Below are 15138 nucleotides of genomic sequence, written 5' to 3'. Positions count from 1 at the left end.
CCGTGCTCAGGCCATGGGCTCGGTGAGCGCCTGGACGAGAGCGGGCAGCGTCGACCGGGCCAGCGGCGGCGCAGTGACCACACCGTCGTCAGCAGCCGCGTCAGCACCCTCGAGCATCGCCTCCTGCATCGCCGACTCGTACACGTTCACGATGATGCGGACGGCGTCGAGCGGATCGACGGTGAAGCGCAGGCCGACCGAGCCGATGGCGGCCTCGATGCGCTCGGCGAGTTCCTGCAGGAAGTGGCGCTGGTAGTTGAGGTAGCTCGCGGCGACGGCAGGGTCGCGCATGGCCAGGAGCTTGAACTCGGACTGGACGAGGCACCAGCGACGATCGTCGCCCTGGAGCACGAGGAACTGGGTGACCAGGTCGCCGAGCGTCGCCTCGGTGAGCGCGGCCGGATCGACCTCGGGCAGGATCGCGTCGACGCCCTCCTGCAGCCGCTCGAACCGGATCCGGTTCTCCCGTTCGGCCAGGGCGAAGAAGAGCTCTTCCTTCGTGTCGAAGTTGGAGTAGAACGCTCCCCGCGTGAAACCGGCCCGCTCCGTGATCATCTCGACGGATGCCGCGTGCACGCCGGTCTCGGCGAACACCTCGTATGCGGCGTCGATGAGCCGGTCGCGGGTCTTGCGACGGCGGGCGCTCTCGACCTGCGCGGTCTCGGCGAATTCGACTCCCGTGGGCATCCTGACACCTTACTGTGAGTGTTTGCGATACATCAGTGTATCCGATACGTTCATGTAGCGGATACACTGGTGTATTCAGAGCGCTGGTCGCTCATCGCCCCACACACCACCCACCTCTCCTAGGAGTCCCGTGTCGTCACTGCTGTATTCGCTCGGCCGCTGGGCCTTCCGCGCTCGCGGGATCGTCGTCGGCGCGTGGATCCTCATCCTCGCCCTGGCCGGTGGCAGCGCGCTCCTGTTCAACCAGGGTCTCGACAACAACATCTCGATCCCCGGCACCGAGTCGCAGGAAGCCCTCGACTCGCTCTCGACCACGTTCCCCCAGGTGAGCGGCGCGACGGCGCAGGTCGTCATCGTCGCCCCGGATGGAGACGAGGTCACGGATGCCGCGATCACGGACGCGATCACATCCACCGTCGACACCATCGACGAGTTCGACCAGGTCTCACAGGCCGTCTCCCCGTTTGACGAGAACATCACAGGCGCCGTGAGCGATGATGCATCCGCCGCCCTGATCAGCGTCCAGTTCGACGGCGTCAGCTCCGACATCACCGACGGCACCAAGACGGCGCTCGAAGACGAGGTCGCCGCCCTCAACGATGCGCTGCCCGAAGGCTCGGTCGCGTCGCTCGGCGGCCAGCTGTTCAGCCAGAATATGCCGACCCTCACCGTCACCGAGCTCATCGGAGTCGGGGTGGCGCTCGTCGTCCTGATCCTCACCTTCGGATCGTTCCTCGCCGCGGGGATGCCGCTGCTCACCGCTCTGCTCGGTGTCGCCATCTCGATCGCCCTGATCTTCGTCGCCACGGCGTTCGGTTCGATCACCTCGACGACACCGATGCTCTCCCTCATGCTCGGACTCGCCGTCGGCATCGACTATGCGCTCTTCATCATCTCCAGGCATCAGGAACAGCTGAGGGGAGATCTCACCGCAGAGGAATCCGCTGCGCGGGCGACGGCAACGGCCGGCTCCGCTGTGATCTTCGCCGGCCTCACCGTCATCATCGCCCTGCTGGGCCTCGGCGTCGCCGGCATCCCGTTCCTCACCGTGATGGGCGCGGCCGCAGCCGTCGGCGTCGGTGTGGCAGTGATCATCTCGATCACGCTCATCCCCGCGCTGCTCGGTTTCGCCGGCGACCGTCTGCGACCGAAGCCGAAGAAGGCATCCCGCCGAGCCCGCCGCGCACACGCAGCATCCGACGCCGCTGGAGACGCACCGGCACCTGCGCACCGCCCCAACCGCTTCTTCACCGGCTGGGTCCGTGCAGCGACACGGTTCCCGATCGCGACGATCCTCGCGGTCGTCACCGTGCTCGGGCTCGCGGCCGTTCCCGCACTCGGCCTCCGCCTCGCGCTCCCGGATGCCGGCGGCCTGCCAGAGGACGACTCGGCTCGCGTCACATACGATCTCGTCTCCGACCACTTCGGCGAGGGCTTCAACGGACCACTCATCGTCACGGGGAGCATCGTCACCTCGACGGACCCGCTCGGGCTGATGGCCGACCTGAAGAGTGAGATCGAGGGCCTCGACGGCGTCGCCGCCGTTCCGCTCGCCACGCCGAACGAGACGGCAGACACCGGCATCGTCCAGGTGATCCCCGAGGGTGCCCCGGACTCGGAGGAGACCAAGGCCCTCGTCGCCGAACTGCGGTCGCTCCACGACTACTTCCTCGACGAGTACGACGTCGACCTCGCCGTCACCGGATTCACCGCGGTCGGAATCGACGTCTCAGACAAACTCGGAGCGGCCCTTCTCCCCTTCGGCCTCATCGTCGTCGGGCTGTCGCTCATCCTCCTGACCATGGTGTTCCGGTCGATCTGGGTGCCGATCAAGGCCACGGTCGGCTACCTGCTGAGCGTGGCTGCCTCGTTCGGCATCGTCGCCCTCGTCTTCGAGAACGGCTGGTTCGCCGACGCCCTCCATGTGCCCCAGCAGGGCCCGGTGATCAGCTTCATGCCGATCATCGTCATGGGTGTGCTGTTCGGGCTCGCCATGGATTACGAACTGTTCCTCGTGGCCAGGATGCGCGAGGACTACGTCCACTCCGGCAAGGCGCGCGCCTCGATCGAGACCGGATTCCTCGGCTCGGCCAAGGTGGTCACCGCGGCAGCGATCATCATGTTCGCCGTGTTCGTCGCCTTCGTCCCCGAAGGAGACGTCAACATCAAACCGATCGCTCTCGGCCTGGCCGTCGGCGTCTTCGTCGACGCGTTCATCGTCCGGATGACCCTCGTCCCCGCCGTCCTCATGCTTCTCGGCGAGAAGGCCTGGTGGATCCCGAAGTGGCTCGACCGCATCCTGCCGTCCTTCGACGTCGAGGGCGAAGGACTCGCCCGCGAGATCGAGCTGCGCGAGTGGCCGACAGCCGGGTCGACCGACATCGTGACCGCTGAGGGCCTGACCCTCGACGGAGGCGTCGTCCCGCTCTACGCCGACGTGTCCGTCTCCCTCCCCGAGGGCGGCACGCTCGTCATCTCCGGCGAACGGGAAACGGGTGTGACCGCACTGCTGCTGACCCTCTCGGGCCGGATGCACGCCGACTCGGGCAACCTCAAGGTCGCCGGGCTCGTGCTTCCGGTGCGCGCAGCCGCCGTGCGCTCCCGCGTCGGGTTCGTCTCGCTCAGTGAGGCCATCGACCCGGTCCGTGCCGTCACAGACGCCCTCCGTGAGACGCCTCGCATCCTGACCCTCGACGGGCTCGACCAGGTGACGGATGCCGTCACGCGCCGCAACATCCACGACGCGCTGCTGTCCGCACAGGACGCCGCACTGAAGAACGACCGTCCACTCGCCCTGATCGTCGGCACCGTCTTCCCCGACGCGATCTCGGATGCCGTCCCCGGCGTCACGGACGCCGCCGGCATCTCCCTTCTCCCCTCAGACCTGTCGCACGAAGCAGAGGTATCCGCATGACAACGCCACTGGCACGATTCGAATCCGCCCGCTCTGCCGGGCGCGTCACCTGTCTCTCGGTCATCGGCATCATCCTCGTCCCGCTCGTCGTCGCAGGCGTGCTGGTGTGGGCGTTCTGGAACCCGCAGGACCGGCTCGGACAGGTCACCGCCGCCATCGTCAACAACGACGCCCCCGTCGAGATCGACGGTCAGACCGTTCCGCTCGGCCGCCAGCTCTCCGCCGGTCTGGTCGGAGGAGAAGCATCCGACGACACGAACTACACCTGGGTGATCACCGATGAGGACGACGCCACAGACGGTCTCGCCTCAGGCGACTTCGCGGCCGTCGTCACCATCCCCGAGAACTTCTCGGCAGCGGCCACGTCGTTCTCCGGAGACGCCGCCGAAGCCCAGAAGGCCACCATCGACGTGACGACGAGCGACAAGAGCCGCATCGTCGACGACGCGGTCAGCCAGGTCATCACCACGACGGCAGCAGGGCTCGTCGGGAACGAACTCACCACGTCCTATCTCGAGAACATCTACCTCGGCTTCAACACCCTCGGCGACGAGCTCGGCAAGGCGGCTGACGGTGCTGCGGCACTCGGCGACGGCGCGACAGCGCTGGCGAGCGGGGCGTCGAGCCTCGCAACGGGCACAGCGGAGCTGTCAACAGGCGCGAGCGGTCTCGCATCGGGGATCTCCGAATACACGACAGGTGTCTCCTCACTGGCCACCGGCCTCGGCACCCTGCGTGACAAGACCACTGCCCTGCCCACGCAGGCCGAGGCCCTTGCCACCGGGGCCACCGGCGTCGCCGACGGCATCGACCAGCTGCAGGCCGCCCTCGGGGCACAGGCCACATCCCTCAACACGCAGGCAGCCACCCTGGCGACGCTGGCGCAGGACGCCTGCTCTCCCGTCGTCACCGACAACTGTGAAGCCCTCACGCAGGCAGCGACGGATGCCGCGATCTCCGCAGGGACCATCGCGGCCATCGCCGCCCCCGGCAAGCTCGCGTCTGGTGCCGACTCGGTTGCCGGCGGTATGACCAGCCTGGCCGGCGGGCTCCCCGCACTGACCGCAGGGATCAGCCAGTCGGCATCCGGAGCCGCGGCACTCGCCGAAGGAGGCAGTTCCGTGAGTTCGGGGGCCAGCCAGCTGGCCGGAGGGGTCGCCGAACTGAGCACGGGAGCGACGGGCATCGCCGATGGCGCGACGGGCGTCTCGGACGGTGTCGACTCGCTCGCCACCGGCCTGTCGACCGCCGTCGACGAACTGCCGAGCTATTCCAAGACGGAGCGGACGAACCTCGCCGAGGTCGTCGCTGAGCCCGTCGTCGCTGACGGCGGGGACGCCCTGTCGTTCGGTTCGGCCGGGGTGCCGTTCTACGCCGCGCTCGCTCTGTGGCTGGGGGCCCTCGCCAGCCTCATCGTGCTTCGGGCGACACCCGCCCGGGTGCTGGGGTCGACCAGGTCGTCCGTCGTCCTCGCCCTCCGCGCCTGGGCGCCAGCCGCAGCGGTCGGAGCCCTCCAGGGTGTCCTTCTCGCCGCGATCCTGCAGCCGATGGTTGAGCTCGACGCCGGGGGCTGGATCGGCTTCGCGGCCGTCGCAGCCCTCATCGGGGTCGCGTTCGCCGCGGCCAACCAGGCGCTCAACGCCGTGTTCGGCGGTGCGGGACGGTTCGTCTCCATGATCGTCGCCCTCGTCCTCATCGGCACGAGTATCATCGCCACCGCTCCACCGCTGCTCGACGAAATCCTCGCCGTGCTCCCGGTGCAGCCGGCCGTGAACGCCGTGCACGCCGTCGTCGGCTCCGGAGCAGGTCTCGGTGCCGCGATCGTCGGCCTCGTGCTGTGGACCGCCGGCTCCCTGGTGGCGACGACACTGGCGATTGCGCGGTCACGCACGGTCACCGTGCGCCAGCTCGTCCCGCACGCCGCGTAACGACGTCGCGACGCCGTCGCGCGGGTGAATCGGCCTCGTGCGGGTGATTTTTCACCCGCGCGGGGCCGGAAGACCCGCGTGAGCCTGCCGTCCCCTGCTAGAGGAACGGCGTGTGCGTCGCCACTTCGGCCTCTGCCCAGATCGCGCGGGCGATGCGCTCGTCTGTGGTGACAGGTACGGGCCTGGCCGGCCGAGGCTCACCCTTCACGAGGAAGCGCGGCCCGAACAGGGTTCCACCCTCGGCGTCAGGCGAGGCCACCGCACGCACGACCGGTTCGGCTCCCCGATGCTTGCCCTGCGTGAACGGCGCCTGGAGGGTGTCGACGAAGCGCGTGATCCTCGTCGGCTCGTTGACGCCTGGCACCCGCGGCGTCCGTCCTGAGATCGAGTACCCCGGATGCGCCACGAGCGAGCGGGTGACGCTCCCCCGCGCGCGCAGCCGTCGATCGAGTTCGAAACCGAACGACGAGAGCATGATCTTGGACTGGGCGTACGCCTGCCAGCCGGTGTAGCGCTTCTCAAGCTGGAGGTCGTCGACGTGAAGTGAGACGAGCATGGTGGCGATGCTGCCGAGCGAGACGACTCGTGACCCCGGTGTCCGTTCCAGCGCGGGAAGGGCGGCCGCCGTGAGGGCGAACGCGCCGAACACGTTGGTCGCGGCGACCTTCTCCAGTCCGTCGACGGTCTCCTCCCGCCGCTTCGGCGGGTGGACGATGCCGGCGTTGTTCACGAGCGCATCGAGCCGCGGCAGGGCGGCGAGCACGGCCCCGGCGGCCCGGACGGAGGCAAGGTCGGCCGTGTCGAGAGAGAGTGCCGTCAGCTCGGCGCCTGGCACGCGGGACCGGATCGCGCGGATGGCGGCATCCGCCCGTTCAGGGTTCCTGCAGGCCAGGAGAACGGATGCCCCGGCGTCAGCGAGCCGGTACGCGGTCCAGAACCCGATCCCCGCGTTCGCACCGGTCACCGCAACTACCCTGCCGTGCTGGGGAGGAAGCGGCCAGGGCTCCAGGGTCACCTGTGGCCGCTGGCGATCTGCTCGTGGTGGTGGATGACCTCCGCGACCACGAAGTTGAACCACTTCTCGGCGAAGGCCGGGTCGAGGTGCGCCTGCTCGGCGAGTCCGCGCAGGCGTGCGATCTGGCGCTTCTCCCGCTCAGGGTCTGCGGGAGGGAGCCCGTGCTCGGCCTTCAGCTTTCCGACCTGCTGCGTGGCCTTGAAGCGTTCGGCGAGCATGTGGATGAGCGCCGCATCGATGTTGTCGATGCTGCTTCTGAGACTGGTGAGCTCTGCTGATACGTCATCGTCGGCCATGCACTCAATCTACCGTGCCGACCCACGGTGATGCCCAGCGCCGAACCCGACCGGCGCAGGGCATCACCAGCTTTTCAGAGGCGCTCGGGCTGGCTGAGAACCCGGGTCAGAACCGGGCCCGTGGCCTTGAGCGAGAGCCACACCAGGAGCACCCCACCGAGGAGGCACCCGGCGATGACGAGCAGCGACGCCGGAGCCACAATGAACGTGATCCCGACGAGCGGAAGGACGAGGACGGCTCCGATGAGCGCTGAACCGAAGGCGACGAAACGCAATGGACTCATGATGGTGCGGGACCGCGAGCTCTCGATGATCTCGCGCGGCATCCCCAGCCGGTCGAGGCTGACATAGAGGTCGCGACGGTCGAGGATGCTCGCAGCCTGGTTCACTCCCACCGAGCAGGCCACCATGAGGAAACTCATCACAACGGTGATGATGATGCCCGCGCGGACGTCGGCGAGCAGCGTCAGGGTGTCTTGCTCGTAATCACCGGTGAGGGTGTTCACGAAAGCGATTCCGGTTCCCGCCACGACCGCGATGAAGCTCGTCATGGCGACACCGGACACCTGCCTCCACGCGGCCTTGGGCGATTCGAGAATGCCGCGAGCCGCGATGAGCTTTGCTGCGGTCTTCGCGCGGCGCAGCGAGATCTTCGCGGCGATGCCGATGGCCCACGGCCCGATCAGGTTGAGCACCCCGATTCCGATCCCGATCCCGGTGCCGAGCACCGCGATGGTGAGCGCCACGTCGGCGATGCCCGTCATCGTCCCGAGAAGGGCATAGGCGGCGAGGATGGCGACGACCCCGATCACGATGCGCAGCCAGTGCATTCGGGGTGCGGTCTGTCTGGTGCGAACGCCGAGCGGTGAAATGGTCACCTGACGCAGGCCGATGGCTGCGCTGATCGCGGCGAGTGCGGCCACCGCCACCACGACGAGTGCGAGAACTCCGGGTCCCACCCACAGCTCCCCGGCACCGATCGGGCCACCTCCGAACCAGATGAGACCCACCAGGGGCATCGACATCAGGTAGAGCACGATGCCGGCAAGGGAACCCAGTACCGCGATCGCCGTCGACTCGAGCACGGTCATGCGCGTCACGACGCCCGGCGTTGCTCCGAGCAGCCGCAGCGTGGCGAGCCGATCGTCGCGCCGACGAGCCGACAACCGCGCTGCAGCGCCGCCGAGCGAGGCCAGCGGCACGAGCAGCAGCACGAGGGCGAGCACGCTCAGCGTCTGGTACACCGTTGCGTCAGGGTTGTCGTCGATTGTCCAGCGCCAGAACATGAGTCCGCCGCCGAGCACGATGAGCATGAGCGCGGTCGTCACCGCGAAGGCGATCGCAGGCAACACGAGCACCGCTGCGCTCTGGGCGCTCGGTCTGGCCAGCAGCCAGGTCAGTTTCACGATGGGCGCGCGACCAGAGGGACGAGAAACGGATGCGAGGGGTGGCGTGACCGTCATTGTCGCGGTCACGCGGGGACCACGTTTCCGGTCGATCCTGCTGCGGCGCCGACGGCAGCACCGTCAGAAAGGATACGGCCGTCACGAAGGCGGATGACACGGGAGCAGCGGGCAGCCACGCTCTCGTCGTGGGTGACCACGACGAGAGCGTGGCCCTGGCCGACGGTGGAGCCGAGCAGCGCGCTCAGTACGTCTTCGCTCGTCGCTGAGTCCAGTGCTCCTGTGGGCTCGTCTGCGAAGACGACCGTTGCTCCGGTGACCTGGGCTCTGGCGATGGCGACACGCTGCGCCTGGCCACCCGACAGCTCGCCGATGCGGCGCGTTTCCATCCCGCCGAGGCCGAGTGCGGCAAGCCAGTGCTGGGCACGCCCCTCGGCTTCGCGACGGGGATACCCGGCAAGCATGAGCGGAAGTGCCGTGTTTTCAATGGCGGTGAGCTCGGGGATCAAAAGCCCCTGCTGGAAGACGAAGCCGAAAGCCTCCCGACGCAACCGTGAGCGCTCACGCTCGTTCATTGCGGTGACGTCGACGGGGCCGGCTGCCGACGAGAACTCGACCCTGCCCGAGTCCGGTGCGGTGATACCGGCGAGGGTGTGAAGCAACGTGGTCTTTCCGGAACCGGACGCACCCATGATCGCCACGGATTCACCGGCCCGGATCGAGATGTCCACCCCGGCAAGCGCGGTGCTCGGGCCGTAGGTCTTGACGAGGGCGGACCCGGACAGGATGGGGGAAGAATTATTCATGCCTACAGCCTCGCCGCCCGCCGGCATCCGCACATCGTGCCCGAGGGTGACCCGGTGTCATCCTCGGGAGTGACGTTGTGAAGCTACGCGACGGTGCGGCGGTGCAGCCGGATGCGCTGCTGGGTGAGCAGGATGCCGACGAAGACGAGGGCAGCTCCGAGGGGCTCGTGCCAGCCGAGGGACTCCTGGAGCAGGAGCACTCCGAGGATCACGCCGACGATGGGTGTCACGTAGGTGACGCCGCTCGTCGCGGTCGGCCCCCATGCCGCGAGGACGTTCATGTTCCAGATGTATACGATCCCCGTGCCGAGGGCGCCCAGTCCGATCAGGCTGAGCACGACCCAGATGTCGAGGCTCACCGGCTGCCACGCCACGATCGGTGTGAGGAGAAGCATGAGAACCGCCGCGATGCCGATGTACATGAACGCGGCCGTGATCGACGGCACCTTGTACGGTGCGAGGAACCGACGGAGGTAGCCGAGCGCGAAGCCGTAGCAGGTGACGGCGCCGAGGCAGGCGAGCTGGCCCCGCCAGTCACCGAGCAGGGCGCCGACCTGCCACGGTGCGACGATCACCACGACGCCGACCATGCCGACGAGGACTCCGAGGATCTGCCCCCAGTTGAGCTTCTCGACCCGGAAGACGAGGGTGGCCATGATCGCCGTGGTGATCGGCGTGACGGCGTTGAAGATCGAGGCGAGGCTCGACGAGATGTACTGCTCGGCCCAGGCGAAGAGCAGGTAGGGCACAACACAGAAGGTGATCGCGATCACGGTGTAGTGCAGCCACACGACAGGTTGCCGGGGGAACCGGGCTCGGGTGATCAGGGCGACGACACCGAGGGTGAGCGCACCGAGCATGATCCGGCTCCAGGCGACTTGCCCGAACGAGACCCCGGTGAGCGCTACCTTCATGAAGAGGAAGCTGGCACCCCAGATCAGCCCCATTCCGACGAACTGCAGGACGATCCGCGGGTTGGCAGCGGCAGGCGCCCCGGCGGATGCCGTCTGGCCGGGGATCGTCGTCGATTCGGTGCGCGTGGAGCGGGGGTTGGTCACCCGCCAAATCTACCGTCGCCCGCCGACGTCCACTGGCGGATATCGGCCACGGAACAGAGAGATCCTGCCGTTCAGACCGGCCGCATCGCGACGGCGCCGTCGAAGCGGGAGAGTCTCGCCTCGAGGCCCGCACGGACATCCGCCCAGTCGTCGATGATCACCGAGAAGAGGGCTGTCGTCCGCCAGGTCCCGTCCGCCCTTTTCTGGTCGCGGCGGATCAGCCCCTCGAAGGTCGCGCCGAGTCTCTCGATCGCCGCACGGGACCGGTCGTTGCGCTCATCAGCCTGGATCTTCACCCGGCCGAACCCGGAGTCGAAAGCAAGCCCGAGCAACAGCAGTTTCGCTTCCGCATTGACCGCTGTGCCCCAGACCCGCGGCGTGTACGCCGTCCAGCCGATGTGTGCGTGCTCCCTGGCGGTGTCGAAATCGCCGAGTGTCGAAGTGCCGACGATCAACCCGTCGTGATCGCCGCCGACGAGCCTGATCGTGAACGACTGATTCGACCCGCGACTGAAGTAGCCCGACGCGAAGACGGTGAACTCATCGACATCGCGGGGCAGCCCTGCTGCTCCTCCTCCGTAGCCCCCGGCGAAGACCTCTGGCACGGCGATCGCCTCGAACAGGCCGGGGTAGTCGTCCGGTGTCATCGGGTCGAGGCGGATGAACCGGCCGGGTAGCGGGGCCTTGACGGGTATCGCTGCAGTCACAGGTCCAGTTTAGGGAGACGAGCCGGCCGGTCACGTTAGGGAGACGAGCCGGTCGGTCACGCCCTGGCGCGAACGAGGCAGGTGGGGGAACCCGTCTCGATCGAGCCGAGCTTCTTCGACGGCACTCCCCGTGCGTCGAGACGGAAACTCGCCACATCGCCCGACCTCTCGTTGGCGACGTGAAGGAGTCCGTCTGACTCGGCGTGATGCCTGGGCCAGTTGCCGCCGCTGTCGACGTCGGCGATCGGCCGAAGCGCGGAGCCATCGCCCGAGATGGCCACCGTGCTCACCCGGTTCGTGCCGCGGATGGAGACGTGCACCTGCTCGCGTGACGCCGCGAGGCTGATCTCCGAAGCGTTGTCGCCCTCCTCGATCGTGTCCGCCGTCGCGGGGACGGATGCCACGACGCGCCACTTCCCGTCGTCTCCCCTGGCGAGCGTGAAGATCTCGTTCGAGTACTCCGTCACGACGTGGACGTGGCCAGACGGGTGGGCGATGAGGTGGCGGGGTCCGACGCCGAACGGCAGGACGATCTCCTGGCTGGGCGAGAGCCGGGTACCGCTCCTGGCCCAGATCCGGACGGTGTCGTGCCCCAGGTCGGTCGTTGCGATCCGGCCTTCAGGCAGGACGAGGGAGGCGTGCGCCCTGGACGGCCTGTCGATCGCGGCATCCGTGACGGCTTTGCGCAGGGCAAGCTCGGCGAAGGGGTCGTCGCCGAAGTCGACGGGCTCGTCTGCGGCGGCCTGGGCGGCGAGCGGGTTGCCGTACGGATCGTTCGATGCGGCACCGACGACGCCGTCCGCCGCGAACGAGCCGTTGGCGGCGAGCGCGAACACGACGATCCGCCCGTCTCCGTAGCAACTGGCGATCAGGGCCGCCCCGTCCGGCGTGACGGTGAGCTGGCAGACCGCTTCGCCCGCTTCGATCGGCCGGCCGAGCGGGACGAGGCCGAATTCACCACGGCGGGCGAGCGCCTCGACGGTTCCCGAGTGTTCGAGCGCGGCGTACACGACGGGCAGGGTCGGGTGGGTGGCGACGAAGGAGGGTGAGTCGAGGGCAGACGACGAGAGCGGATGCAGCGTGCCGCGATCCTCCTGCCTCAGGGCGCTGAGTCCGGCACCGGCGCCGCCCGCATTCTCGGTGTACGAACCGAGCCAGAAGAGCGGGTTGGAAACGTCGAGCTGTGCCATGCTCTTCAGTCTGGCAGCAGATCGTGCAAGCATGAACCATGGGCACAGCCGCCAGTTTCTCCCGCGCAGCCGACGTCTTCGTCGGCCTGGTCCGCGGCATCCGTTCCGACCAGTGGGAGACGCTCGGCCTCGGCGTGTGGAGCGTCCGCTCGCTCGTCGGCCACACCGCGAGAGCGCTGATCACCGTCTGCGACTACCTCGAGCTCGACCCTGCCAGCCAGGTCGACATGGAGACGGCCGGCGACTATTACGGGCAGATCTACCTCGTCTACACGAACCCGGAGGCCATCGCCCAGCGCGGCGTCGCTGCCGGGATCGCGCTCGGGGACGAACAGGTCGAACGCATCGAGGCTCTCAAAAAGCGGGCGCTCGCGCTGATCCTCGCACAGGAACCGTCACGACTTGTGTCGCTCGGCGGCATGGGTATCCCGCTCGACGAGTACCTGAGGACCCGGGTGTTCGAGCTCGTCGTCCACTCGATCGACATCGCGAGGGCAACAGACCAGGAGGCAGTGTTCGACCCGGATCTGATCGAGGAGGCAGCAGCCCTCGCGGCCGGGATCGCCGCCCGCAAGGGAGACGGGGAGCAGGTGCTGATGGCGCTGACCGGGCGAGAGACGCTGCCAGAGGGATTCAGCGTGGTCTGATTTCGCCTGCCTGACCTGTTGACAGCGACGGGCGGGTGGGTAGTACCGTCGGAGGATGAATTTCGTCGAGGCCGTCGGCCTCAGAAAAACATACACACCCAAGGGAGCCGAGCCGGTCCACGCGCTCGACGGCCTCGACCTCGACGTGCCCAGGGGAACGATCTCCGCCGTGCTCGGGCCGAACGGCGCAGGCAAGACAACCGCGGTGAAGGTCCTGACCACGCTGATCGTGCCAGACAGCGGGACAGCGACCATCGGCGGCATCGACGTGTTGCGCCAACCGGAGGCGATCCGGCCGATGATCGGCGTCTCCGGCCAGTACGCAGCGGTCGACGAGAACCTGACCGGATTCGAGAACCTCGACATGGTCGGCCGGCTCTACCACCTCGGCGCGAAGTCGTCGCGCGCGCGGGCTCGGGAACTCATCGACCTCTTCGACCTCACGGAGGCGCAGAACCGACCGGTGAAGGGGTTCTCCGGAGGCATGCGGCGCAGGATCGACCTTGCCGGATCGCTCGTGACCAGACCCCAGGTCCTGTTCCTCGACGAGCCGACGACGGGACTCGACCCCAGGAGCCGGCTGGGCATGTGGGACATCATCCGTTCCCTCGTGCGCGAGGGAACCACGGTGTTGCTCACCACGCAGTACCTGGAGGAGGCTGACCAGCTCGCAGACGACATCAGCGTCATCGACGGCGGGAAGGTCATCGCGAGGGGATCCGCGGACGAGCTGAAGGCATCCGTCGGCGGACAGCGCGTCGAGCTCAACCTCGTCACAGCCGGGGACGCACCTGCCACCGTCGACGTCCTCCGCAGGTACGGAACCGCGGAACCCCAGGTTTCCAACGATGGCAGGACCGTGACCGTGAGCGTCGCGAGCGGGCCTGAGGCCCTCCAGCTGATCCTCGGAGACCTGGAGCGGCACGATGTGGCGCTCTTCGACGCCGGCATGCGGCGGCCGACGCTCGACGACGTCTTCCTCAGGCTGACGGGGCATGCCGCGACGGTCGACGCGGAACCCGAGACGACGAAGGAGAAGGCCCCGTGACCACGTCGACCACCGATCGTGTGGAGATCCCAGCGGGCCCAGGGCCGGTCGCGCGCTGGCTCAATGACGGCTGGATCACGACCCGCAGGAATCTCATCAAGATCAAACGGGTTCCGGACATCCTCGTCTTCACGACCTTGCAGCCGATCATGTTCGTGCTGTTGTTCACCTACGTGTACGCCGGCGTCATCGACATCCCCGGCAGCACGTACACCGAGTTCATCATGGCCGGGATCTTCGCACAGACGGTGGTGTTCGGGTCGACGTACTCCGGCTCGGCCATGGCCCAGGACCTCAAGGACGGCATCATCGACCGGTTCCGCTCGCTCCCGATGAGCCCGTCTGCCGTGCTCATCGGGAGGACCAACGGCGACCTGCTCATCAACGCCATCTCGATGGCCGTGATGATGACGACCGGTCTCGTCGTCGGCTGGCGCATCCGGTCCAGCTTCCTCGAGGCCACCCTGGGCGTCGTGCTCCTGCTCGGGTTCGCATACGCGCTGTCCTGGATGATGGCCTTCCTCGGCATGACGGTGCGCAGCCCCGAGGTCATCAACAATGTCTCGTTCCTCGTGCTCTTCCCCCTGACCTTCATCTCGAACGCGTTCGTGCCGAGTGAGACGCTGCCGCCCGTGCTGCAGACGATCGCGGAATACAACCCGGTGACCGCACTCGTGCAGGCGGCGAGGGAACTCTTCGGCAACGTGCCGCCAGGCACGCCCGTCGGCGACACATGGATGCAGCAGAACGCCGTCGCCGCCACGCTGCTCTGGATCGTGATCCTCCTCGTCATCTTCGTTCCGCTCAGCATCCGCCGGTATTCGCAGGTGACGTCGCGGTGATCCTCCCGCGGCGATCCTCAAGGCGCACCCCCCGAAGTGGTGTCGAAAATTAGCGAAAACTTGAGCTTCGCCGTTGCCTGATCCTGATCATCGGCGACCATGATCGAAGCAGGCGGCAACCCGAATACCGCTCACGGGCAGATACCCGGTGGATGACCAGGATTGGTGTGTGCGGTGATACTCCCCCCTAACGCCGCACTACCCCCTGATGACACCGGGCATCTGCCCCTTCTCGACCACACCGCCCTCGCCGCGCTGCTCGCCTCGCTCGACCAGGATGAAGAAGCTCTCGACGGCTTCGTCGCCACGTTCATCAATCACTGGCCCGAGCGACTGCGCCGCGCCGCCGAGGCCGTGGCGACCAGGGATTATGCGGCGATCTATGACTGCGCGCTGAGCATCAAGGTGTCGAGCCAGATGGTCGGCGCCGCCCAGCTCGGAGCATACGGCTGCGAACTCGAACGCGTCGTTCGCTCCGGCCGTCTCGATGACGCATTGCCGATCCTCGAGTCCCTGCAATCGATCGGCGACGAGACCGTTCATGCTCTGGCCGCAGCACGCAGCCGTCAGAGCCGCGAACACGCCGCCTGAGCGGCC

The 15138-nt window shown here is 67.6% G+C and carries 14 protein-coding genes; 6 read left to right on the top strand and 8 right to left on the bottom strand.

The annotated features are described in order from the left end of the window. Positions 1-6: 6 nt before the first annotated feature. On the bottom strand, positions 7-687 hold the full coding sequence (locus tag AC1M2K_RS08940; RefSeq protein ID WP_480240693.1) for a TetR/AcrR family transcriptional regulator: 681 nt from the start codon (positions 685-687) through the stop codon (positions 7-9). A 130-nt stretch (positions 688-817) separates the two neighbouring features. Here AC1M2K_RS08940 and AC1M2K_RS08935 point away from each other — a divergent pair, with 130 nt between their 5' ends. After that, positions 818-3601 (top strand): MMPL family transporter, encoded by a 2784-nt coding sequence (locus AC1M2K_RS08935; RefSeq protein ID WP_480240692.1) that lies wholly within the window; start codon positions 818-820, stop codon positions 3599-3601. Further along, positions 3598-5529: a YhgE/Pip domain-containing protein gene (locus AC1M2K_RS08930; RefSeq protein WP_480240691.1), complete on the top strand. Its 1932-nt coding sequence runs from the start codon at positions 3598-3600 to the stop codon at positions 5527-5529. Before AC1M2K_RS08935 ends, AC1M2K_RS08930 begins: the two co-directional genes overlap by 4 nt. A gap of 97 nt (positions 5530-5626) precedes the next feature. On the opposite strand, the gene AC1M2K_RS08925 is transcribed toward AC1M2K_RS08930, so the two are convergent. The 7 genes from AC1M2K_RS08925 to AC1M2K_RS08895 form a co-directional block, all read right to left on the bottom strand. Continuing rightward, positions 5627-6493 carry an SDR family NAD(P)-dependent oxidoreductase gene (locus AC1M2K_RS08925; protein ID WP_480240690.1) on the bottom strand — a complete coding sequence of 289 codons (867 nt, stop codon included), beginning with the start codon at positions 6491-6493 and terminating at the stop codon, positions 5627-5629. A gap of 47 nt (positions 6494-6540) precedes the next feature. Next, positions 6541-6840, bottom strand: a complete 300-nt coding sequence (locus AC1M2K_RS08920; protein ID WP_480239087.1) for a chorismate mutase — start codon at positions 6838-6840, stop codon at positions 6541-6543. A 74-nt stretch (positions 6841-6914) separates the two neighbouring features. Continuing rightward, the gene (locus tag AC1M2K_RS08915; RefSeq protein ID WP_480240689.1) at positions 6915-8315 is read right to left on the bottom strand and encodes an FtsX-like permease family protein; all 1401 of its coding nucleotides are present in this window, start codon (positions 8313-8315) and stop codon (positions 6915-6917) included. Further along, positions 8312-9049, bottom strand: coding sequence for an ABC transporter ATP-binding protein (locus AC1M2K_RS08910; protein WP_480240688.1), 738 nt, complete (start codon positions 9047-9049; stop codon positions 8312-8314). The genes AC1M2K_RS08915 and AC1M2K_RS08910 overlap by 4 nt, the downstream gene beginning before the upstream one ends. An 83-nt stretch (positions 9050-9132) precedes the next feature. Beyond that, on the bottom strand, positions 9133-10107 hold the full coding sequence (locus AC1M2K_RS08905; RefSeq protein ID WP_480239090.1) for a DMT family transporter: 975 nt from the start codon (positions 10105-10107) through the stop codon (positions 9133-9135). 71 nt (positions 10108-10178) lie between these two features. Beyond that, entirely contained in the window at positions 10179-10814 is a 636-nt protein-coding gene (locus tag AC1M2K_RS08900; protein ID WP_480240687.1) for a GNAT family N-acetyltransferase, read from the bottom strand. 56 nt (positions 10815-10870) lie between these two features. After that, entirely contained in the window at positions 10871-12004 is a 1134-nt protein-coding gene (locus AC1M2K_RS08895) for a lactonase family protein (RefSeq protein WP_480240686.1), read from the bottom strand. A 38-nt stretch (positions 12005-12042) separates the two neighbouring features. On the opposite strand from AC1M2K_RS08895, the gene AC1M2K_RS08890 reads away from it, so the two are divergent. From AC1M2K_RS08890 to AC1M2K_RS08875, 4 genes are all read left to right on the top strand, one after another. Next, positions 12043-12651, top strand: coding sequence for a maleylpyruvate isomerase N-terminal domain-containing protein (locus AC1M2K_RS08890; protein WP_480240685.1), 609 nt, complete (start codon positions 12043-12045; stop codon positions 12649-12651). A gap of 55 nt (positions 12652-12706) precedes the next feature. After that, positions 12707-13699, top strand: a complete 993-nt coding sequence (locus tag AC1M2K_RS08885) for an ATP-binding cassette domain-containing protein (RefSeq protein WP_480240684.1) — start codon at positions 12707-12709, stop codon at positions 13697-13699. Beyond that, entirely contained in the window at positions 13696-14541 is an 846-nt protein-coding gene (locus AC1M2K_RS08880) for an ABC transporter permease (protein ID WP_480239095.1), read from the top strand. Before AC1M2K_RS08885 ends, AC1M2K_RS08880 begins: the two co-directional genes overlap by 4 nt. Before the next feature lie 174 nt (positions 14542-14715). Then, a complete protein-coding gene (locus AC1M2K_RS08875) occupies positions 14716-15132 on the top strand; it encodes an Hpt domain-containing protein (protein ID WP_480240683.1) in 417 nt (138 codons plus the stop codon). Positions 15133-15138 lie beyond the last annotated feature (6 nt).

Source organism: Mycetocola sp. Y171, assembly GCF_056713165.1.
Note: the sequence above shows the minus strand (reverse complement) of the source record. Positions and strands in the feature narration are given on the sequence as shown.

Excerpts from the sequence above, each read along its gene's own strand:
- AC1M2K_RS08930 (WP_480240691.1), top strand. The coding sequence starts at position 3,598 with ATGACAACGCCACTGGCACGATTCGAATCCGCCCGCTCTGCCGGGCGC.
- AC1M2K_RS08895 (WP_480240686.1), bottom strand. The coding sequence starts at position 12,004 with ATGGCACAGCTCGACGTTTCCAACCCGCTCTTCTGGCTCGGTTCGTAC.
- AC1M2K_RS08910 (WP_480240688.1), bottom strand. The coding sequence starts at position 9,049 with ATGAATAATTCTTCCCCCATCCTGTCCGGGTCCGCCCTCGTCAAGACC.
- AC1M2K_RS08890 (WP_480240685.1), top strand. The coding sequence starts at position 12,043 with ATGGGCACAGCCGCCAGTTTCTCCCGCGCAGCCGACGTCTTCGTCGGC.
- AC1M2K_RS08920 (WP_480239087.1), bottom strand. The coding sequence starts at position 6,840 with ATGGCCGACGATGACGTATCAGCAGAGCTCACCAGTCTCAGAAGCAGC.
- AC1M2K_RS08940 (WP_480240693.1), bottom strand. The coding sequence starts at position 687 with ATGCCCACGGGAGTCGAATTCGCCGAGACCGCGCAGGTCGAGAGCGCC.
- AC1M2K_RS08885 (WP_480240684.1), top strand. The coding sequence starts at position 12,707 with ATGAATTTCGTCGAGGCCGTCGGCCTCAGAAAAACATACACACCCAAG.